The sequence below is a fragment of the Clostridium sp. DFI.1.208 genome (assembly GCF_024463855.1).
Taxonomy (GTDB): Bacteria; Bacillota_I; Bacilli_A; order Erysipelotrichales; family Erysipelotrichaceae; genus Clostridium_AQ.
Genome location: NZ_JANGCA010000027.1, coordinates 30,457 through 47,392, shown reverse-complemented (window position 1 = coordinate 47,392; position 16,936 = coordinate 30,457). Strand labels below are relative to the sequence as shown.

At 45.2% G+C, this 16,936-nt stretch carries 16 protein-coding genes; 3 read left to right on the top strand and 13 right to left on the bottom strand.

The window, feature by feature from the left end; genetic code table 11:
* Nucleotides 1-141: 141 nt before the first annotated feature.
* The 11 genes from rlmD to NE665_RS14285 form a co-directional block, all read right to left on the bottom strand.
* The gene (rlmD, locus tag NE665_RS14335; protein WP_117442448.1) at nt 142-1,452 is read right to left on the bottom strand and encodes a 23S rRNA (uracil(1939)-C(5))-methyltransferase RlmD; all 1,311 of its coding nucleotides are present in this window, start codon (nt 1,450-1,452) and stop codon (nt 142-144) included.
* A gap of 22 nt (nt 1,453-1,474) precedes the next feature.
* Nucleotides 1,475-2,293 carry a YhjD/YihY/BrkB family envelope integrity protein gene (locus NE665_RS14330; RefSeq protein ID WP_117442447.1) on the bottom strand — a complete coding sequence of 273 codons (819 nt, stop codon included), beginning with the start codon at nt 2,291-2,293 and terminating at the stop codon, nt 1,475-1,477.
* A 53-nt stretch (nt 2,294-2,346) separates the two neighbouring features.
* Nucleotides 2,347-2,832, bottom strand: a complete 486-nt coding sequence (locus tag NE665_RS14325) for a DUF4358 domain-containing protein (protein ID WP_117442446.1) — start codon at nt 2,830-2,832, stop codon at nt 2,347-2,349.
* Between the two features lie 277 nt (nt 2,833-3,109).
* Complete coding sequence (locus tag NE665_RS14320) at nt 3,110-3,499, bottom strand: inorganic diphosphatase (protein ID WP_002608173.1); 390 nt, start codon at nt 3,497-3,499, stop codon at nt 3,110-3,112.
* A 17-nt stretch (nt 3,500-3,516) separates the two neighbouring features.
* Nucleotides 3,517-4,542: an alpha-hydroxy-acid oxidizing protein gene (locus tag NE665_RS14315; RefSeq protein WP_117442445.1), complete on the bottom strand. Its 1,026-nt coding sequence runs from the start codon at nt 4,540-4,542 to the stop codon at nt 3,517-3,519.
* 329 nt (nt 4,543-4,871) lie between these two features.
* On the bottom strand, nt 4,872-5,309 hold the full coding sequence (locus tag NE665_RS14310) for a bacteriocin (RefSeq protein ID WP_117442444.1): 438 nt from the start codon (nt 5,307-5,309) through the stop codon (nt 4,872-4,874).
* Between the two features lie 210 nt (nt 5,310-5,519).
* Nucleotides 5,520-8,120: a heavy metal translocating P-type ATPase gene (locus tag NE665_RS14305; protein ID WP_117442443.1), complete on the bottom strand. Its 2,601-nt coding sequence runs from the start codon at nt 8,118-8,120 to the stop codon at nt 5,520-5,522.
* 66 nt (nt 8,121-8,186) lie between these two features.
* Nucleotides 8,187-8,861, bottom strand: coding sequence for a class I SAM-dependent methyltransferase (locus tag NE665_RS14300; RefSeq protein WP_117442442.1), 675 nt, complete (start codon nt 8,859-8,861; stop codon nt 8,187-8,189).
* Nucleotide 8,862: 1 nt separating this feature from the next.
* Nucleotides 8,863-9,222, bottom strand: coding sequence for a metalloregulator ArsR/SmtB family transcription factor (locus NE665_RS14295; protein ID WP_117442441.1), 360 nt, complete (start codon nt 9,220-9,222; stop codon nt 8,863-8,865).
* A 220-nt stretch (nt 9,223-9,442) separates the two neighbouring features.
* Complete coding sequence (locus NE665_RS14290) at nt 9,443-10,597, bottom strand: glycerate kinase (protein ID WP_233104729.1); 1,155 nt, start codon at nt 10,595-10,597, stop codon at nt 9,443-9,445.
* Nucleotides 10,598-11,944 carry a sodium:alanine symporter family protein gene (locus tag NE665_RS14285; protein ID WP_117442439.1) on the bottom strand — a complete coding sequence of 449 codons (1,347 nt, stop codon included), beginning with the start codon at nt 11,942-11,944 and terminating at the stop codon, nt 10,598-10,600.
* Nucleotides 11,945-12,056: 112 nt separating this feature from the next.
* Between NE665_RS14285 and NE665_RS14280 the strand changes: the two genes are divergently transcribed.
* A complete protein-coding gene (locus NE665_RS14280) occupies nt 12,057-12,590 on the top strand; it encodes a DJ-1 family glyoxalase III (RefSeq protein WP_117442438.1) in 534 nt (177 codons plus the stop codon).
* 324 nt (nt 12,591-12,914) lie between these two features.
* Here NE665_RS14280 and NE665_RS14275 read toward each other — a convergent pair whose 3' ends face one another.
* Nucleotides 12,915-13,802 (bottom strand): GNAT family N-acetyltransferase, encoded by an 888-nt coding sequence (locus NE665_RS14275; protein WP_117442437.1) that lies wholly within the window; start codon nt 13,800-13,802, stop codon nt 12,915-12,917.
* A 225-nt stretch (nt 13,803-14,027) separates the two neighbouring features.
* Between NE665_RS14275 and NE665_RS14270 the strand changes: the two genes are divergently transcribed.
* Together NE665_RS14270 and NE665_RS14265 are read left to right on the top strand one after the other, a co-directional pair.
* Complete coding sequence (locus NE665_RS14270) at nt 14,028-14,972, top strand: magnesium transporter CorA family protein (protein ID WP_117442436.1); 945 nt, start codon at nt 14,028-14,030, stop codon at nt 14,970-14,972.
* A 277-nt stretch (nt 14,973-15,249) separates the two neighbouring features.
* The gene (locus NE665_RS14265) at nt 15,250-15,705 is read left to right on the top strand and encodes a hypothetical protein (protein ID WP_147324005.1); all 456 of its coding nucleotides are present in this window, start codon (nt 15,250-15,252) and stop codon (nt 15,703-15,705) included.
* Nucleotides 15,706-15,984: 279 nt separating this feature from the next.
* Here the strand turns inward: NE665_RS14265 and NE665_RS14260 are convergent, their stop codons facing one another.
* Nucleotides 15,985-16,863, bottom strand: a complete 879-nt coding sequence (locus tag NE665_RS14260) for an AraC family transcriptional regulator (RefSeq protein ID WP_117442434.1) — start codon at nt 16,861-16,863, stop codon at nt 15,985-15,987.
* Nucleotides 16,864-16,936: the final 73 nt, after the last annotated feature.

Sequence of the window (16,936 nt, the reverse complement as noted above, 5' to 3'; positions counted from 1 at the left end):
TGTTCGCATGACAAATGAATTCAATATGAATCATCACCGTTTCATTCACAATTTTTATAGTATATCAGCTTGCCCCTGATTTTGTATAAAAATAAAGGAAGAGGCCATATAGATAGCATGACCTCACTCTAAATCTTTCAATTATTTTCTACATAACAATGCGATTGCTTCTGTATGTGGAGTATGAGGAAACATATCGATCGGCTGAATCCTGTCCACGTTATAACGTGAACTTAGCACAGCCAGATTCTTTCCAAGCGTTGCCGGATTGCAGGAAACATAAATGATGCTTTTAATTTTACTTCGCAGAATGCAATCCAGCATAGCATCGTCCAAACCGCTTCTTGGTGGATCCACAACCAGCACATCAATACTGCGCTTCTTTGACAGATAGGTCAGCTTATTCGCCGCATCGTCACACAGAAAGGAAACATGCTCACAGCCATTCAGCGCCGCATTTTGATTGGCATTTACGACCGCATCCTTAATGCTTTCAATTCCGATAATTTCCTTCGCCTTATCCTTCAGATACAAGGAAATTGCACCGATTCCACTGTAGGCCTCGACAATCAGCTCATTATCCTCCTTCACCATGGATGCAATCGTTCGATACAGCTGTACCGCCTGTTTGCTGTTCAGCTGAAAGAATGACCGTGGTGAAATTCGTAGCTTTAAGCCGTCCAGCTCCATTGCCAGACTGGTTTCTCCTGCCAGATGTATCATTTTATTTCCAAACACCTCCGGTGTCTTTTTAATGGTATGTATGCTCTGCCACAGACTCGTAAGCCCTTTTATCCGCATCAAATCAGAAATCAGGCGTTCATCAAGCTCATCATTTCCTGTAACAAGCGTGCACTGATAGCGATTGTCAAAGCCTCGAACGACCAGATTACGGATTCCTTTTTTATCATGCGGATTATAGGATTCACAGCCATGTGTATTCAACACACGCATAATATCCATACGGATCCGTTCCAGACCATCCTCATGTATCCAGCATTTCTTTACATCGATAAAGTAATTGGAATTCGGCATAAACAAGCCGCTGACCAGACGTCCTTCCTCCATGGCACAGGGCAGCTTAAATTGATTCCGGTAACCGAACACATCCTCACTCGCCTTTACACGGGCAACCTTTCTGGGATCGATTTGCGCATATTTTATCAGAGACTGCTTCAATAGATCCTGCTTGTATTCCAGCTGTGCCGGATAACGGGCAATCATCAGTGGGCAGGCACCGCAGGTATTCTGAATAAAACATTTCGGACGGATGCGGTTCTTACTGCTTTTAACCACCCGCAATAGCTCCGCTGTCGCATAGCGCTTTTGTTTATCCACTATGCGGATTTCCACTTCCTCCCCAATCAGCGCCTGCGGTACAAATACAGGCATACGATCAATATAACCGATTCCTTCCCCGTTGATTCCTGTTTTCTTTATTGTTACTTTCATAAAATTCTTCCTCTTTCTTCTTCTAAAAACGGCTGCGTATTCTCTTCGTCAGCTCACTGCATAATATGAAAAATCTCTCATTCTTTAACGGTAGTGCTTCCTCTCTGCCATAATCCTCCTCACAAATCAGATTCAGACAGAATCCCAGATAAATGATGCAGGATATCAGATAAATGGCCAGCAGCAGAGTAACCAGAGATGCAAGAGGGCCGTAAACATCCTTATAGGATGTAAAATGACTGACAATCGTTACAAATAAAGCAGCCAGACCCAGGATACAGATGGTCGAAAACATCGCACCGATGATGCCGAAGGACCAGTTGCGCTTCCGAAAGCTCAATGCCCGATACATCATGGTGAACAGCAGCAGCATGATAACCGCAGATACGATTGGCAAAAACTCATTCAGCCTTGTCGCTATGAATATGGATAAGACCAGCAGCAGAACAAGGGATACAAACAGCACCACTGACTTAATGCGAATCGACCACTTGGGCACCTCAACACTCTCATGAGAGGCACTGATCAGCAGAAAGGAGAAAATACTTCTGCTTGCCAGATAAAAGGAAACACACATCGTCACGATAAAGGAGGTAATGTTGTAGTTCTGATTTGCAAAGAACTGAAATACTTGATCCAGACCGTCCATACTCATATCCGGCATAAAGCTGATCAAAAATTTCATAATGATATCCATCGGCAGATACGCAAAGCGAAACAGCATCGCAATCAGCAGCAGACTGGGAGCTAGTGCCAGCAGCAGAGAAAAAGACAGGGAGTATTTGAAGAGACTCCCTTCAAAGGATGTAAATTCCCGATACAGATCCATGATCCACTTCATACCTTCACCTGCCTTGCTTCATTAACTGCTCTACTATACCATAAATACATGCATTATGCATCCATCTTCTGCATATAGTTTACCACCTTTTCACTGTCTGAACCAAGAACAAAGTAATAATACTGTCCAATTCTGCCCTCTTTCGCCTGATACAGCAAATCTGCCGCCTCCGGGACATAAGCGCCCCATTGTTTTTTCAATGCTTCCTTACGGCTTTTGATCGCCTTCTTCACTTCCCCCTCATTCTCCTTCTTCACCTTAAACAATGCGATTTCTCCAAGCTGTGCCTGTACAGCAGCGGTTTTCACCATACATCCATCTATTTTCGTCATATCCAGATGATAGAGCGTCTCCACTTCCCGCTCACTCAGCGCGTTATCCTTTAACAACGCAATCGAAAAAGCTCCATCAGCAATCTGTTCATTGATATCCGAAAATACGCTGGAAAGATTTTTATCCCCTTGGGCAAAGGTTCCGTTGTTCTCTCTGCAGCCACACAGCAGACATAGCAGTATTCCTATAAGCAATCGTTTTTTCATGCAAAGACCTCCTTTTCTACTGTATGGAAAAAAAGAGGAATTCATGCATGGTACGATTCAAAAAAACAGTCTGTCCTATATAACTTATGAGTATCTCAGGGAAGCTCTATCGCATACAAAAAGGCTTCCTGCAAGGTGTCAAACCAAAAATAGCCTGTCCTACATACCATACAAGAAGCCGCAGGGAGGCTCTATCCACATACAAAAAAGGATCCTTTTCTATATTGACAGGTAACGCAAAGCCGCTGTTGCACAAAAAAAGCTGAATTTCTTCAGCCTAATCGTTCTGTGCCCATTCCGGAACTTCATTTCCGCGACGGATCAAAACCGCCTTCTGAAATTCTGTCTGATTCAGAAATTCCAGAATATCATTTTCGTCTTCCTCTGTACAGCCAACCAGCAATTTGACCTCGCAGTCCTTTTTCAAAATATCTGCACTGATTACAACGGACTGTACGAGATTGCTTTTTTCACTGCCTCTGAACACATCGATCGGTGCCTGATCAGAGCCTGTGGTGTCATTCAGGTATCCGTAATCTACCGGATATACCAGGTTGCTGTATTTGTAATGACAGGTATTTCTGGGTCTGTCGATTACGAGCTTGCTCGATAAAAACAAAGTATCCAGCTTCTGCCAGAAAAATGCATTGTTCTCAAAAGAATTCATAATGATCATCTCCTCCTTTAGAATTTTACGCTGACGCAATCTCTGGTTATATCCTGAATCGTCTTACAACCAGCCATTGCCATCGCCTCTTTTAACTCCAGTCTGATTTTTTCCAAATAGGTCACAAGACCGTCACTGCCATCTCCAATAACCGCCTGGGAAACCGGCCTGCCAATCAGTACGCCGTCTGCCCCCAGTGCAAGTGCTTTGAAAACGTCATTTCCTGTGCGGAATGCGCCATCCACAAAAATTTTCATACGCCCGTCTACTACCTTCACGATGTCCTCCAGTACCTCAATACCGGACAGACAGTCATCCAGAACACGGCCGCCATGATTGCTTACAATAATACCGGATGCTCCTGCTTCCAGCGCCTTGCGGGCACCCTTCACGCTGAGTATCCCTTTTAGAATAAAAGGAACCTCTCCACAGATTTCCGTAATTTCCTTTAGCTCCTCAACATTTTTGAATCCGACTGGTGTAATGCTTGTTCTCAAATTTGTCAAACCGCTGGCATCAATATCACTGGCAATCGCCAACGCATGTCCTTCTTTTGCCAGTTCGATTCGCCAGGCCATATGCTCCCTGCTCCACGGCTTGATCGTTGGTACACCACAGCCGTCATGCTGCTGAACGACAGACATCGGACCTTTGAACATTTCATCATGCATACCATCTCCGGTAAAGGCCAATGTTCCCGCACGCCGACAGCCTTCCACAAGTGCTCTGGTATAGCTCATATCATCCAGCTCTGCTCCATAATTCTGCAATATCCCGCTAATCGGTGCCGCATAAACCGGCAAGGATACCTTATGTCCAAAAAATTCGGAAGCCGTATCGATTTCCGTATTGTCACTGATTGTATCCATGGTAATGAATACCTTTTTCAGCATTTCAGCATTTCTTACAAATGCACTCCCACTGCCCTTTCCTCCGGGACCGGGTGTTTCGCCCCGACATGCCAATCCATTGCATACCGGACAGCATCTGCATTTTGCGCACAGAGTTTTTGCGTTTGCATAAACCTCCTGCCACGTCTTCATATCAACACATCACTTTCTTCAACTTTCGTAAAAAGCCTTCCACTCACTTTACTATTATAGCGGTTATGAAAAAAATTATCAATCCTTTTAAAAGATTTTCATAAGTTTTTTCATTTTGCATCATTCCACTGTCATAAAAAACATGCCAGCGTCATAAAATAAGAGAATACACTGTTTCTGATGATACTCAAAAAAGGATTAGAATCATACTTATGAGCAGCAAAAGGAATCAATTTCATTTTGTTAAATCAATGAAACTGATTCCTTATTCTCCTATTGCTTCTATACTACCTTACAGCGCGTAACCTTACCTTATCATTCTCCTGCTTTTATTTCAGAGTTTCAATGTTATGCTCTTTCACCCAGTCCCAGAATTCCAGCGGATTTTCTTCGTCGAAGCCGGTGATGTCATCCTTGACCACCCCATCCTTAATATAATAAACATGCGGTGTAGTGCCTGGCTTTTTCAGTCTGGTTTTCAACAGGTCGTTATCCGCATACAGATTTTCAGTTGTGGAATCATCCATTTTTACATTATAGATGATCGTAGGATGATCTTCTATCGTATCCTCCAGCATCTTGTGCATCAGCTGGCAGTAATAGCATTTATCTCTTGTAATCATAAGCAGAAACGTCTCTTTTTTATCCATCTTGGAAAAAGCATCCTCGATTCCAATCTGTTGAACCTTTCCCTTTTCCTGCTCCTTGTCACTGCAGCCGGTAAGCAGAAGCATACAACAGAACATAGACAGTATAAATTTTTTCATAATATCACCTCATCCTTCCGGAATATTCCCTATTATACCCATTTCCCTTAAATTATTCAACTACAAACAAACACCTGCAGACATAGCAACACTTCCTGGCAGCGAATTAGCTGAGCGATAAGCAGAAAATGCCGTGTTTCCTGAAGAAAAGAAGAGCAGCTCCCGTTTTTAAAAGCTACCCTTCCTGTGTAGAAATGCAATACATCTAAATTATCGTATCTTCAAAGCCCGCATGGAATTCAGAATGGCAATCAGAGTCACACCGACATCCGCAAAGACACCCATCCACATATTCGCCATACCAAATGCTGTCAGGATTAGGATAATAGCCTTAATTCCCAAAGAGAATACAATATTCTGCCATAATATCTGCATGGTTTTTCTTGCGATATGAATTGCCGCACTCAGTGCAGAGGGATCATCCTTCATCAATACGACATCTGCCGCCTCGATTGCTGCATCACTTCCGATGCCCCCCATTGCGACACCGATATCCGCTCTTGCCAGTACCGGCGCATCATTGATACCATCACCGACAAAGGCCAGCTTGCCATGCTCACTCTCCTGCTTCAAAAGCTCCTCGACCTTTTCCACCTTATCTGCGGGAAGCAGCTGCATGTGAACCTCATCTAATCCCAGAACAGCTGCAACATGCTCTCCTACCTTATAGCGGTCACCACTCAGCATAACGCACTTCTTAACACCACTGCGTTTCAGTGAAGCAATAGCCTCCTTACTTGTTTCCTTAATTTCATCATCAATAACGATATAGCCCTCATACGCACCATCCATCGCGATATGCACAATAGTACCCAGTGCTTCACTTTCCTCATAAGGAATAGCATTTGCCTGCATCAGCTTATAATTTCCCACCAGCAGCTCGTGCTGATCCAGCTGTACATGGATTCCATTTCCGGCAACCTCTTCATATCGGCTCAATCTTTCCGCATCGATTGGCTTTGCATACGCCTTGCGAATGGAAAGTGCGATTGGATGCGTTGAGTAATTCTCTGCATAGGCAGCCATTTCCAGCAGCTCTTCCTCACTGCGTGCAGCAGCATGTATTTGTGTTACGGTAAAGACTCCCTTTGTCAGAGTACCGGTTTTATCAAACACAACGGTGTCTATATCCTTTAATGCCTCCAGATAGTTACCGCCCTTGATCAGAATACCGGATTTACTGGCTGCTCCGATTCCTGCAAACATTCCCAGCGGTACACTGATTACCAGTGCACACGGACAGGACACAACAAGGAAGGTCAATGCCCGATACAGCCATTCGGAAAAGACGGCATCCGGGACAAACAGCATTGGCAGCACGGCCAGTGCGATGGCCAGAAATACAACCGTTGGCGTATACACCTTCGCAAAACGGGTGATAAATTTTTCCATCGGCGCCTTTTTACTGCTTGCATTCTCGACCAGCTCCAGAATACGGGACACGGTAGATTCCCCATACTCCTTGCTGACCTCTACCTTCAGCACACCACTCAGATTGACAACTCCTGCAAGTACCTCATCCTGCTGTTCGACATCCCTTGGCAGGGATTCTCCGGTCAATGCAGAGGTATCAAGAGAACTGCTTCCCTCCACAATTACACCGTCCAGCGGCACACGCTCTCCCGGCTTAATCACAATCATATCATGAAGTCCAACCGCTTCCGGTGATACCCTTACCTCTTTTCCGTCCTTCAACAAATTGGCATAATCCGCACGGATATTCATTAAAGAGGAAATTGATTTTCTGGAACGATTCACTGCATAGGACTGAAACATTTCTCCGATTTCATAAAAGATCATAACAGCAACCGCTTCCTTATAGGAGCCAGTAGCCAGTGCTCCGATTGTCGCAACACTCATCAGGAAGTTTTCATCAAAAACCTCTCCCTTGCATATATTGCGCAGAGCAACATAAACTACCTTGCCACCGGCCATCAAATAGGCAGCCAGAAACAGCCATACAGACCAGTCCTGCGCTTCAAATACAATAGCAGCTGCAAACAGAAGTATTCCCAGATACAAGCGTGCATTCTCCTGAAAGGAAAACATGCGGGCGGGCTTTTCCTCTTCTGTAGATTTCTCCATTTCAACTGTCACACCATCCTCCAGCGTCGGTATAACCGCCATAATCGCTTCGATGGTTTCCTCACTGCGGGCTGCATCCTGCAGCTCTACAAATAGAACCCCCTGTGAGAAGTTCATGCTGGCATCCCTTATATTCTCCATTTTGCGAACATACGCTTCGATTTTATTGGCACAGTTTGCACAATCGAGATTTTTAACATACAGCTTGATTGCGCCCTGAATTTCACGATCCTCATGTGCTTCATGAGCGTGGTCATGCCCGCAGGCGCAGTCTTCATGATGGTGATGGCCACCGTGCTTCTGCACGCCGTCTTCCTGCATAGGTCCTTCCATGCAGCCGCAGTGATCGTGGTGTGCATGTGCAGCCGTGTGTGCACAGCCGCAGCCCTCATGGTCATGAGCATGCACTTCCCCACAATCACAGCCCCCCTGTGTATGCGCGTGCTCATGTACCTCATGGAGATGATCGGATTTTCGTCCTTCCTCCTGCTTTGCCTCTTTTGCTTTTTTAGCATCCCTGCGGCGCATAATTACATCCGGCTCAACCGCCTGTACAGTTTCTCTGATCGCAGCCTCTATTCCCTCATGCTCCATATCTACAAGCATTCGCTTGCTTACAAAATCCACGGAGCATTCCTTTACACCCTTGATTTTACTTACATGCTTTTCAATCTTCATTGCACAGTTTGCACAATCAAGCTCATCCAATATATACATTCGTTCCATATGCTGCCTCCTTACCTTATAATTACTTGCGTTATTGCTTGCTCTGCATCAAATCGTACAGCGGCTTTATTTTCCACGTTCCCGCGCATCCCCGCGCTTTGCACGAATACAATAGGATTTTTTCTTTTTCACCACATGAATCTCAATAGACGTATATCCGTTCCGCTTCAATGCCGCCTTCACATCCATTGGCTCGTACAGCTGAAAGCCGTATTCATTTAAGGGAAGGCGCGACATAAAAGATGGTTCATAGAAGGCCAATAGCAGTGTCCCTCCCGGCCTGAGTATACGCGCTATCTCATGTAAGCCCATATCCAGTGTTTTCCAGAAATAAATCGTATTGATGCTGTATACCGTATCCATATAGGCATCTGCATATGGCAAAGACTCTGCACGGCCCATAGCAAGCTTCAGATATCCCTTCTGCAGGCTGGGCAGCAGCTTCCCTTCCACCGCTGTCATACAGCTATCACTGATTTCCGTCCCATAAACACTGCGACAGCCCTTATTCAACACGCGCTGCAGCATTTTCCCGTTTCCAAATCCAATATCCAGAATACGCCCCTGCAGCGGCAGCTCTTTTAGGACCTGCTTATACTGTGCACGATTCATGAAATTCATGATTCGCGTCGCTAGGCGTCCGCCAAAGCCTTCCGGCCTGCGAAACTGCGACACGATCCTACACGGAAACAAGGCTCCAGAGGCCATACGCTGTGCCATCCTGAACCACAACCTTTTCATATCAGTCCTCCATGATATGTGATAAGCCTGCATCAAATATGAGCTGAATATGCTGATCATCCAGAGAATAATAGATATTCTTCCCGCTTCTGCGGTATTTTATCAGGCGATTCTGCCGAAGAACACTCAGCTGATGGGAAACCGCGGAGTGTGTCATTTCCAGCAGCTCCGACAAATCACATACACATAATTCTTCCTGAAACAACGCACTCAGTATTTTCAGTCTAGTCGGGTCCGAGAACATTTTAAACAGGGTCCCCAGATGTTGAAACTGTTCCTGCGTCAGCAGTGTATCCTTTACTCTTGCCACGGTATCCGCATGCACCTCAGTTACTTCACATTCCATTGCTTCCTTTGTCATTCGCAATCCCTCATTCCTTTAACATATGAACATCTGTTCATATGTATTATATGTGATAGATTGCCATTTGTAAATAGAAAATTAAAAATCTTCTCATACTTCGTAAAAAAGTCCCCAACCAACAAAAAATATCATACGAAATCACAGGATACTGTCGGGCACATACGATGCCTGCAAATCCTGACTGGATTCGCTGCTCGAAGAACAAAAAAAGAACAGATCATCCTCTGTTCCCGTTTATGCGATTCATATAATACATGACTGTCTTCATAATCCCATAGGTCGTGGCAGTCAGCTTTTCCGGAGCATGATCCAATGCCTGCTGGAACGTCATTGCACGATCTGCAATACTGTATATCCCGATAAATCCAAGATCATAGAGCTCCTGATATCCGATTCCCAAGGCGCCGCTGATACAGATACATGGTTTCTCATAGCGGTTGGCAACCTTCAAAATTCCCACCGGCACCTTCCCAAACATCGTCTGCCGATCACTTTGTCCTTCTCCGGTAATCACAAGATCACAATCCTTTACCTGCTCCTCCATATCACTGAAGGACAGCAACAGCTCAATCCCGGGAATCATAGTCGCATGCAGAATCCCAATGAGTACAGCACCGATTCCTCCTGCCGCTCCCCCACCTTCAAAGGAATCGATATCCACATGCAGATACCGCCGCACCTGATTGCGGAAATTCTCCATTCCCAAATCAATTTTACGAATCTGATTCGGGAAGAAGCCCTTTTGTTTTCCAAATACATAGGTTGCCCCGTTTTCTCCCAGCAGATGATTCTTCACATCACAGGCCGCAATCAATTCGATTCCCTCCAGCTTGTTCAGCCGATTAAAATCAATATAGCGAACCTTGTCCAGATTCATCGCCTGCGGTGAAAGATATTTATGGGAGCTGTCATAAAAACGACACCCCAGCGCCTGCAAAAGTCCCATACCGCCATCATTGGTGGTACTTCCACCCAATCCGATAATGATTTTTTCGCAGCCCTGTGCAGCCGCATCCAACAGGACCGTGCCCACACCGAAGCTGCTGCCGAAAAACGGTGCACGCTTGTCACGCTCATGCATATTGAGCCCTATGATATTTGCTACCTCAATCACTGCTGTTTTCCCATTATCAATAATCGTATACTCACTCATGATTTTCTTTCCATAAGCATCCGTGGTACTTACCGGCTGTTTTCTTCCGTGACAGGTCTCATGAAATGCCTCTACGGTCCCTTCCCCGCCGTCACCGATGACATAGGACGTCGTAATAACAGCATCGTCCACCTGCCGAATTCCCATTTCAATACGCCCGGCAACCTCTCTTGAAGTCATACAGCCTTTGTAAGAATCACAGGCAATTACAACCTTCATCTAATCACTCCCATGTTCTTCCATATACTCTTTCGTTAATTTTACCACAACTCGACATAAAATTACCAGAGAAATCAGGTTGGGTATCGCCATGAGTCCGTTCAGCGTATCCGCAACATCCCATACAAAGGTCAGCTGCAGCTGTGCTCCAAAAACCAGCAGTACCAGAAAAATCCCCTGATAGATATATAGCATTAGGTTTCCCTTAAACAGATACCGTAAACACTCCCGTGCATAATAATACCAGCCGAGAATGGAGGGAATCGCAAAGGCGACGATGGAGCAGGAAAAAATTATGCCGCCGAGCGGACCGAAGCCGGAGGTGAAGCAGGCAACCGTCAATGCCACACCCTCCATCCCGCTGTCGAGCAGTCCACTGGTCAAAATCATCAGACCGGTAATCGTACAGACGACAATCGTATCGAAGAACACCTCAAAGATTCCCCAGAAGCCCTGCTCGATTGCATTGGCATGAGAAACACAGGCATGGGAGATCGGTGAGCTTCCCATCCCCGCTTCATTGGAAAATACACCTCTGGATATACCGAAATGCATCGCTCGGCTGATGGCAAAGCCTCCGATACCGCCAACCCCGGCCATAGGACGCATAGCATCCTCCCATACAAGCCGCAGCGCATGCGGCAGTGCATCGGCATGCAGCAAAATCAGATACAGACAGGCACCGATATACAGGATGGAAATCACAGGAATCGTAATCTCATTGAACCGCATGATAAGATTTCCCTTTCCGAATATGATCCAGGCGATGAAAACGGCCATGATGAGTCCGATGATCCAGGAGGGAATGAAAATATAAGATGTAATCGTATGTGCTATCGTATTCGCCGGTGTGACATTTCCAATGCCGAAGGACGCAAATATGCAAAGCACGGCAAATACAATACCGAGAAAGCCCATATGACAGCCGTTCTCCAGTGTCGTCATCGGTCCGCCGATAAAGGTACCGTCTTTTTCCTTACTGCGATAATGGATGGCAAGGACGACCTCTCCGTATTTGGTCATCATGCCGAAGATAGCACTGATACACATCCAGAGCAGTGCACCCGGTCCTCCCATCGTCAAAGCCGTCGTGACCCCCACAACACTGCCGACTCCCAGTGTCCCTGCCAGTGCAGTCGCTACTGCCTGAAAGGGGGTAACCCCATCTCCCTTACTGCTTTTTCCCAGTGAGCCCAATGTTTTGCGCAGAATCAGCCGTGCATGGGTAAAGGGAAGGAATCTGGTACGCAGCATAAGCCAGAAGCCTGTAAACAATAAAAAAAAGATCATGTACTTTCCCCATACGACCGCATTGATTTGATCATTCATCAGCATCAGTTTATCCATAACCTCACACTCCTGTTATACTATATTCTTATACCTCTATAAAAAGAATGAAATACAGAGAAGTGAGCAGGAAAAAGGTGATATAATGGTGTCGTTAAGGAGGGCTTGTATTATGAATGTTATGTGTATACTAACGGATGGCTTTGAAGAACTGGAGGCAGTCGGTACGATTGCATTGCTTCGCAGAGCGGGCATCAGAATAGATGTCTATGCGCTTGATCATACAGTGGCAACAGGACGCTTTGATATCACAATCGATAAGCTGGCGGATATAAAGGATGTGAATACAGCAGACTATGATATGCTGTTTCTGCCGGGCGGACCGCACTATCAGAAGCTGGAAGCCGATGACCGTGTGCTTTCCATATTGAAAGAATTCATGGAGCAAAGAAAGCTGGTCAGTGCTATCTGTGCAGCTCCGACGATTTTAGGAAGACAGGGCTATCTCAAGGACAAGAAGTACACCTGCTTTACAAGCATGAATGAGGATTTCGGCGGAACGTATGTGAATCAGTATGTGGTGAGTGATGGAACAATCATCACCGGAAGGAGTGCGGCCGCTGTGATTGATTTTGCTTTCGCCATCATTGAAAAGCTGGAGGGAAGCAAAAAAGCAGAGGAAGTTAAGGCATCGATTTATTATTAACAGCGTGCAGATAAAAAGAAGCCTGTGAAATGCAAGGCTGCAAACAACATAGGAAATGTCAAAAAATGGGAGAACTATGAAAATAGCTTCCCATTTTTTTAAATATATGGCAATGGTGTTGATTTCATCCATTTGTTTGTGTGGATATAGAATAATGGTGAGCACGTATAAGATATGATTTTCAAAACCTAAAAACGCTTCTACTTTTTAAGCGGTCTTTGAAATGCGGCTTCTTTACTTTATCTATTGGCTTTTTGGTTATGCTCCGCTATACCTTCCTTCCAGACCCGACTGGATTCTTTTTAAAAGATACTATCCGGCAAGCTAGTGCTTCTCTGCAATGTACTTCACCATGAGCTGACACGGATTCCATTCATCCCACAGCGGCAGAACCTCCAGCGGACAGAATCCACAGTTTTCATAAAAGGCATAGGTTTTCAGATAACTGGGATCCTGCACCTTTGGAGACAGCGTTTTCACCTGCAGATACTGCATTGCCGCATGTTTCGCCTCCTGCTCTGCCATACGCATCAGCTGGGTACCGATTCCCATACGATGCAGCTGCGGCAGAATGCCCATAACATAAACCTCCATCGCCTGCGGACTGGTCTTTTTGAGTGACAGAAACCCGACCATATCCTCCTTGAAGAAACAGCGGATGGTTTTCATATCCCTGCTTTCTTGTACATACTCCTCCAAGGACTCGGGAAGTCCAAACCAATCCGGAAGTGCCTTCAAAATTGCACGGGAGCGCTCAGGCTCACAGCCATCGCAAATCTCATAGCGCAGACAGCTTTTTACCACCATATGGAGAAGGAGCGGCTGAATTGCAGGATATGTCCAAGCCTTTGGTAATGCTGTCATGCACCTTACCTCCGCAATCTCACTCTCCAGCAGCTCTTTGAAAGCGCAAGCCTCTGTCCGATACAGCATGCCAAAGCTTTCCTCCCCTGTTTCATTCACCCTTGTTTTGCCTTCAACCGAATACACACAGACACGCTCCATACGGGCATCCGCAATTCCCGTTTCCTCAAGCAGCTCTCTTTGCGCACAGGCATCAATGCTTTCTCCGGCCTCCCGATGTCCCCCGGGCAGCTCCCATGTATCGCGTTCCCTGTGGCGAACAAACAGCCATCCACTCCTGCACCAGACAGCAATCACGGCAAATTTCAGCTTTGCATCCGGTACAGAATCATAAAATCGAACCTTCATATCCTATCCATCTCCTCATTTATCCCTATTGTACCATATTTCTGTCAAATTTCTGTTTTTTCCTTCCCGCACACACTCCCACAATCCCATTTTTATGATATAATAGCTAAGTTGAGAAAGAAGGTGTTTGTATGTCTCCTGAGCCCGAAAGTCCATGTCGAAGTTGTATAAATCATAATACAGGAGGCGTATCTACATCCCTCCTGTAAGAAGGAGGTCTTTTTTATGTTGGAATTTTACAAGACATATGGAACTGTCACAAAAAAACTGGAACAGCCGGAACCAGGATGCTGGATCAGCGCTGTTGCGCCTACACAGGAAGATATTGATTTCCTGACAAATAAAATCGGTGTGCTGCCGGAGTTTATCAAATCCTCACTGGATGAAGAGGAAAGCTCCCATATCGATTATGACGATGATGAAAACCAGACCCTGGTTATTGTCGATTACCCGAGTGCGGAGGAAGATGACAATCTGGATGAAAATACCCTGCTGTATACCACGCTGCCGTTGGGTGTTGTTATCATGAAGGGATATGTGATTACGATTTCCCTATATGAGAATCTCAGCATCGAGGATATGGCAAATGGCAGAATCAAGGGGATGAATACCGATATGAAAACCCGTTTTCTGTTGTTGCTGCTGCTACGTATTTCCCAGCGCTTCCTGATATATCTACGTCAAATTGACCGGATTTCCTCCCGCACCGAGCAGCGTCTTCATCAGTCAATGAAAAACAAGGAGCTGATTCAGATGCTGGGGCTGGAAAAATCGCTGGTATATTTCAGCACCTCACTGAAAACCGATGAGGTTACCTTAAATAAAATCATGCGCGGAAAGCTAATCAAGCTGTATGAGGAGGATCAGGATATTCTGGAGGATGTACTGATTGAAATCCATCAGGCGATTGAGATGTGTAACATTTACTCCAACATCCTTTCCGGAACGATGGATGCCTTTGCTTCCGTTATTTCCAATAACCTGAATATCGTAATGAAAATACTGACTGTCATCACAATCGTCATGGCGATACCGAACATCATCTTCAGCTTCTATGGTATGAATGTCAGCGGATTGCCTTATCCGGAATGGTGGTTTCCAACGGCAGTTGCAGCTATCTGCTGTATCATCGCAACGCTTATTTTCAAGAAAAAGGATATGTTTCACTAACAGAACATCACGTTCTGTTTTTTTGTATTCTCGCATTATGTACTTACAATATACAAAACGAGGAGATAACTTATGAACAATCCATGAAACGATATCGAACTACAGACATAGGAAGCACATATACAGCGAGAGAGTGTTCAGCAGCTGCAGACACTGGATAGCATTATGGAAGAACAATTCGCTTTATGCGATGCAAAACAGGTTATGATTTTGGAAAGTCGCAGGAGGAAACGGCCTGCGGCATTTGAAGACACATGCCTTTCAAGCGGTGTATGGAGTGGATATAAACTCCGCATATCTGCAGGAATGCCAGCGGTGCTATCCTGAATGGAAAGAGGTTTTTATTCCCATAGAGGCGGATCTTCTGGATGAACGGATACAGCTGCCACATTGCGATCTTTTAATTGCAAATCTCTTGATGGAATATATCGGCTATACAAGATTTCAAACGCTGGCGAAACAGAGCAGCGCAGTATGGATCCGTGTTGTTATCCAGCAGGATTTTGCGGAAGGCTTTGTATCCGACTTCCCCGATTTGCCATCCTTTGTTGCATTAAACACCATACATGAACAGCTGCAGGAAGTGAAGCTAACACGCAGTATGCTGTCCATCGATTATTCTCTGTCAAAACGCACGCTATCCCCCCTGCCAAATGGAAAAGCGCTGCTCAGACTGGATTATACGTATGGATTGTCGATTGACGAAGTAAATGCTACCATAAGGAGCCTGTAGGGCACCGCAGCTGATTTCTGCATCAAAGTCTGAAGCTCTTTTCCTTCATTTTTATCATGTGGTTTTACATATACAACAAAAAAACTACAGGACATACTGGCTCTTACATTCGGATAAAAATAAAAAAGCGAAAATAGAAGAAGTGAATTCCTATGACTCAAAAGCTCACGTTCTTCTTTTTTCAGCTGCATACTACCCTCTTTACAAATAAAAACCGGCATCCTCTGCTTCTTCTGCAGACATTTTTATTTCATACGTTATGCAGACAAAAACATATGCCTATTCCTTCTCTATCTTCCTTTTCACCGGAATCCATATCTCACTTCTATAATCAGCACCATCACAATCTGCATCCAGTGTATACCATTCGATATTCAAATTTGCCGCAATATCATATTCCTGATTTTCCGGCAGCCATTCAGCGAAAATCTTTGTATTTACGGCCTGCAAAGCACCGGGCAGCGGTCCAACACAGGTGAATTTTGCCCAGGTAAGCTCTGGTATTGTTAGGACATGCATCTGAGCAGGTACCTCCATTCCCTGATAGGTGCCGGCAATCATACACTGAAAGCAGCCCTCTTTTCCTTCATCGTCAATACAGACACCAAATCGTCCGATATCCGGAATCGACTGCATACAGGCTGTATGCCCATGACAATACTGCTCCTGAAATTCCTTCCAGAATTGCGGGATTTCCTGATATGCATGCTCATACTGTACTTCCTTCTTCAATCCGACTACCTGAAAGCTGTCCATGTGCTCAATTACATAATCCATTTCTATTCCTCCTTGTATGGTGATCCTGATATTCAGAGGCAAAAATGGACAGATATGCTCCGCATGCGCACGGATTCGATTCGGTGTAATCCCATGAAAGCGATAAAAAGCTTTGGTAAAGCTTTCCGGTGTCTGATATCCGTATTTGAAAGCCAGATCAATGATTTTCGTCTCACTGTCAACCGCCTCCAGTGCAGCCAGATACAATCTGCGGTTACGGACATATTCCATCAGACTGTAGCCCGTCAGAATCGAAAATCCCTTTTGCAGATAGAATGGAGAAACATGCACGGCCTCCGCGATATCCTCAGGATGAATATCCTCAAGCAGATGCTGCTCCATATATCTGATTGTCTTCTGTAAACAAGCCATCCATTCCATTATTCGCACCTCCTATGTACAGTATACCGTCTGTAAATCTTTCCATCTCGTCAATCTCTGCTTTCCTTTGTCC

Excerpts from the sequence above, each read along its gene's own strand:
- rlmD (WP_117442448.1), bottom strand. The coding sequence starts at position 1,452 with ATGAAAGTAACAATAAAGAAAACAGGAATCAACGGGGAAGGAATCGGT.
- NE665_RS14330 (WP_117442447.1), bottom strand. The coding sequence starts at position 2,293 with ATGAAGTGGATCATGGATCTGTATCGGGAATTTACATCCTTTGAAGGG.
- NE665_RS14325 (WP_117442446.1), bottom strand. The coding sequence starts at position 2,832 with ATGAAAAAACGATTGCTTATAGGAATACTGCTATGTCTGCTGTGTGGC.
- NE665_RS14320 (WP_002608173.1), bottom strand. The coding sequence starts at position 3,499 with ATGAATTCTTTTGAGAACAATGCATTTTTCTGGCAGAAGCTGGATACT.
- NE665_RS14315 (WP_117442445.1), bottom strand. The coding sequence starts at position 4,542 with ATGAAGACGTGGCAGGAGGTTTATGCAAACGCAAAAACTCTGTGCGCA.
- NE665_RS14310 (WP_117442444.1), bottom strand. The coding sequence starts at position 5,309 with ATGAAAAAATTTATACTGTCTATGTTCTGTTGTATGCTTCTGCTTACC.
- NE665_RS14305 (WP_117442443.1), bottom strand. The coding sequence starts at position 8,120 with ATGGAACGAATGTATATATTGGATGAGCTTGATTGTGCAAACTGTGCA.
- NE665_RS14300 (WP_117442442.1), bottom strand. The coding sequence starts at position 8,861 with ATGAAAAGGTTGTGGTTCAGGATGGCACAGCGTATGGCCTCTGGAGCC.
- NE665_RS14295 (WP_117442441.1), bottom strand. The coding sequence starts at position 9,222 with ATGACAAAGGAAGCAATGGAATGTGAAGTAACTGAGGTGCATGCGGAT.
- NE665_RS14290 (WP_233104729.1), bottom strand. The coding sequence starts at position 10,597 with ATGAAGGTTGTAATTGCCTGTGATTCTTACAAAGGCTGTATGACTTCA.
- NE665_RS14285 (WP_117442439.1), bottom strand. The coding sequence starts at position 11,944 with ATGGATAAACTGATGCTGATGAATGATCAAATCAATGCGGTCGTATGG.
- NE665_RS14280 (WP_117442438.1), top strand. The coding sequence starts at position 12,057 with ATGAATGTTATGTGTATACTAACGGATGGCTTTGAAGAACTGGAGGCA.
- NE665_RS14275 (WP_117442437.1), bottom strand. The coding sequence starts at position 13,802 with ATGAAGGTTCGATTTTATGATTCTGTACCGGATGCAAAGCTGAAATTT.
- NE665_RS14270 (WP_117442436.1), top strand. The coding sequence starts at position 14,028 with ATGTTGGAATTTTACAAGACATATGGAACTGTCACAAAAAAACTGGAA.
- NE665_RS14260 (WP_117442434.1), bottom strand. The coding sequence starts at position 16,863 with ATGGAATGGATGGCTTGTTTACAGAAGACAATCAGATATATGGAGCAG.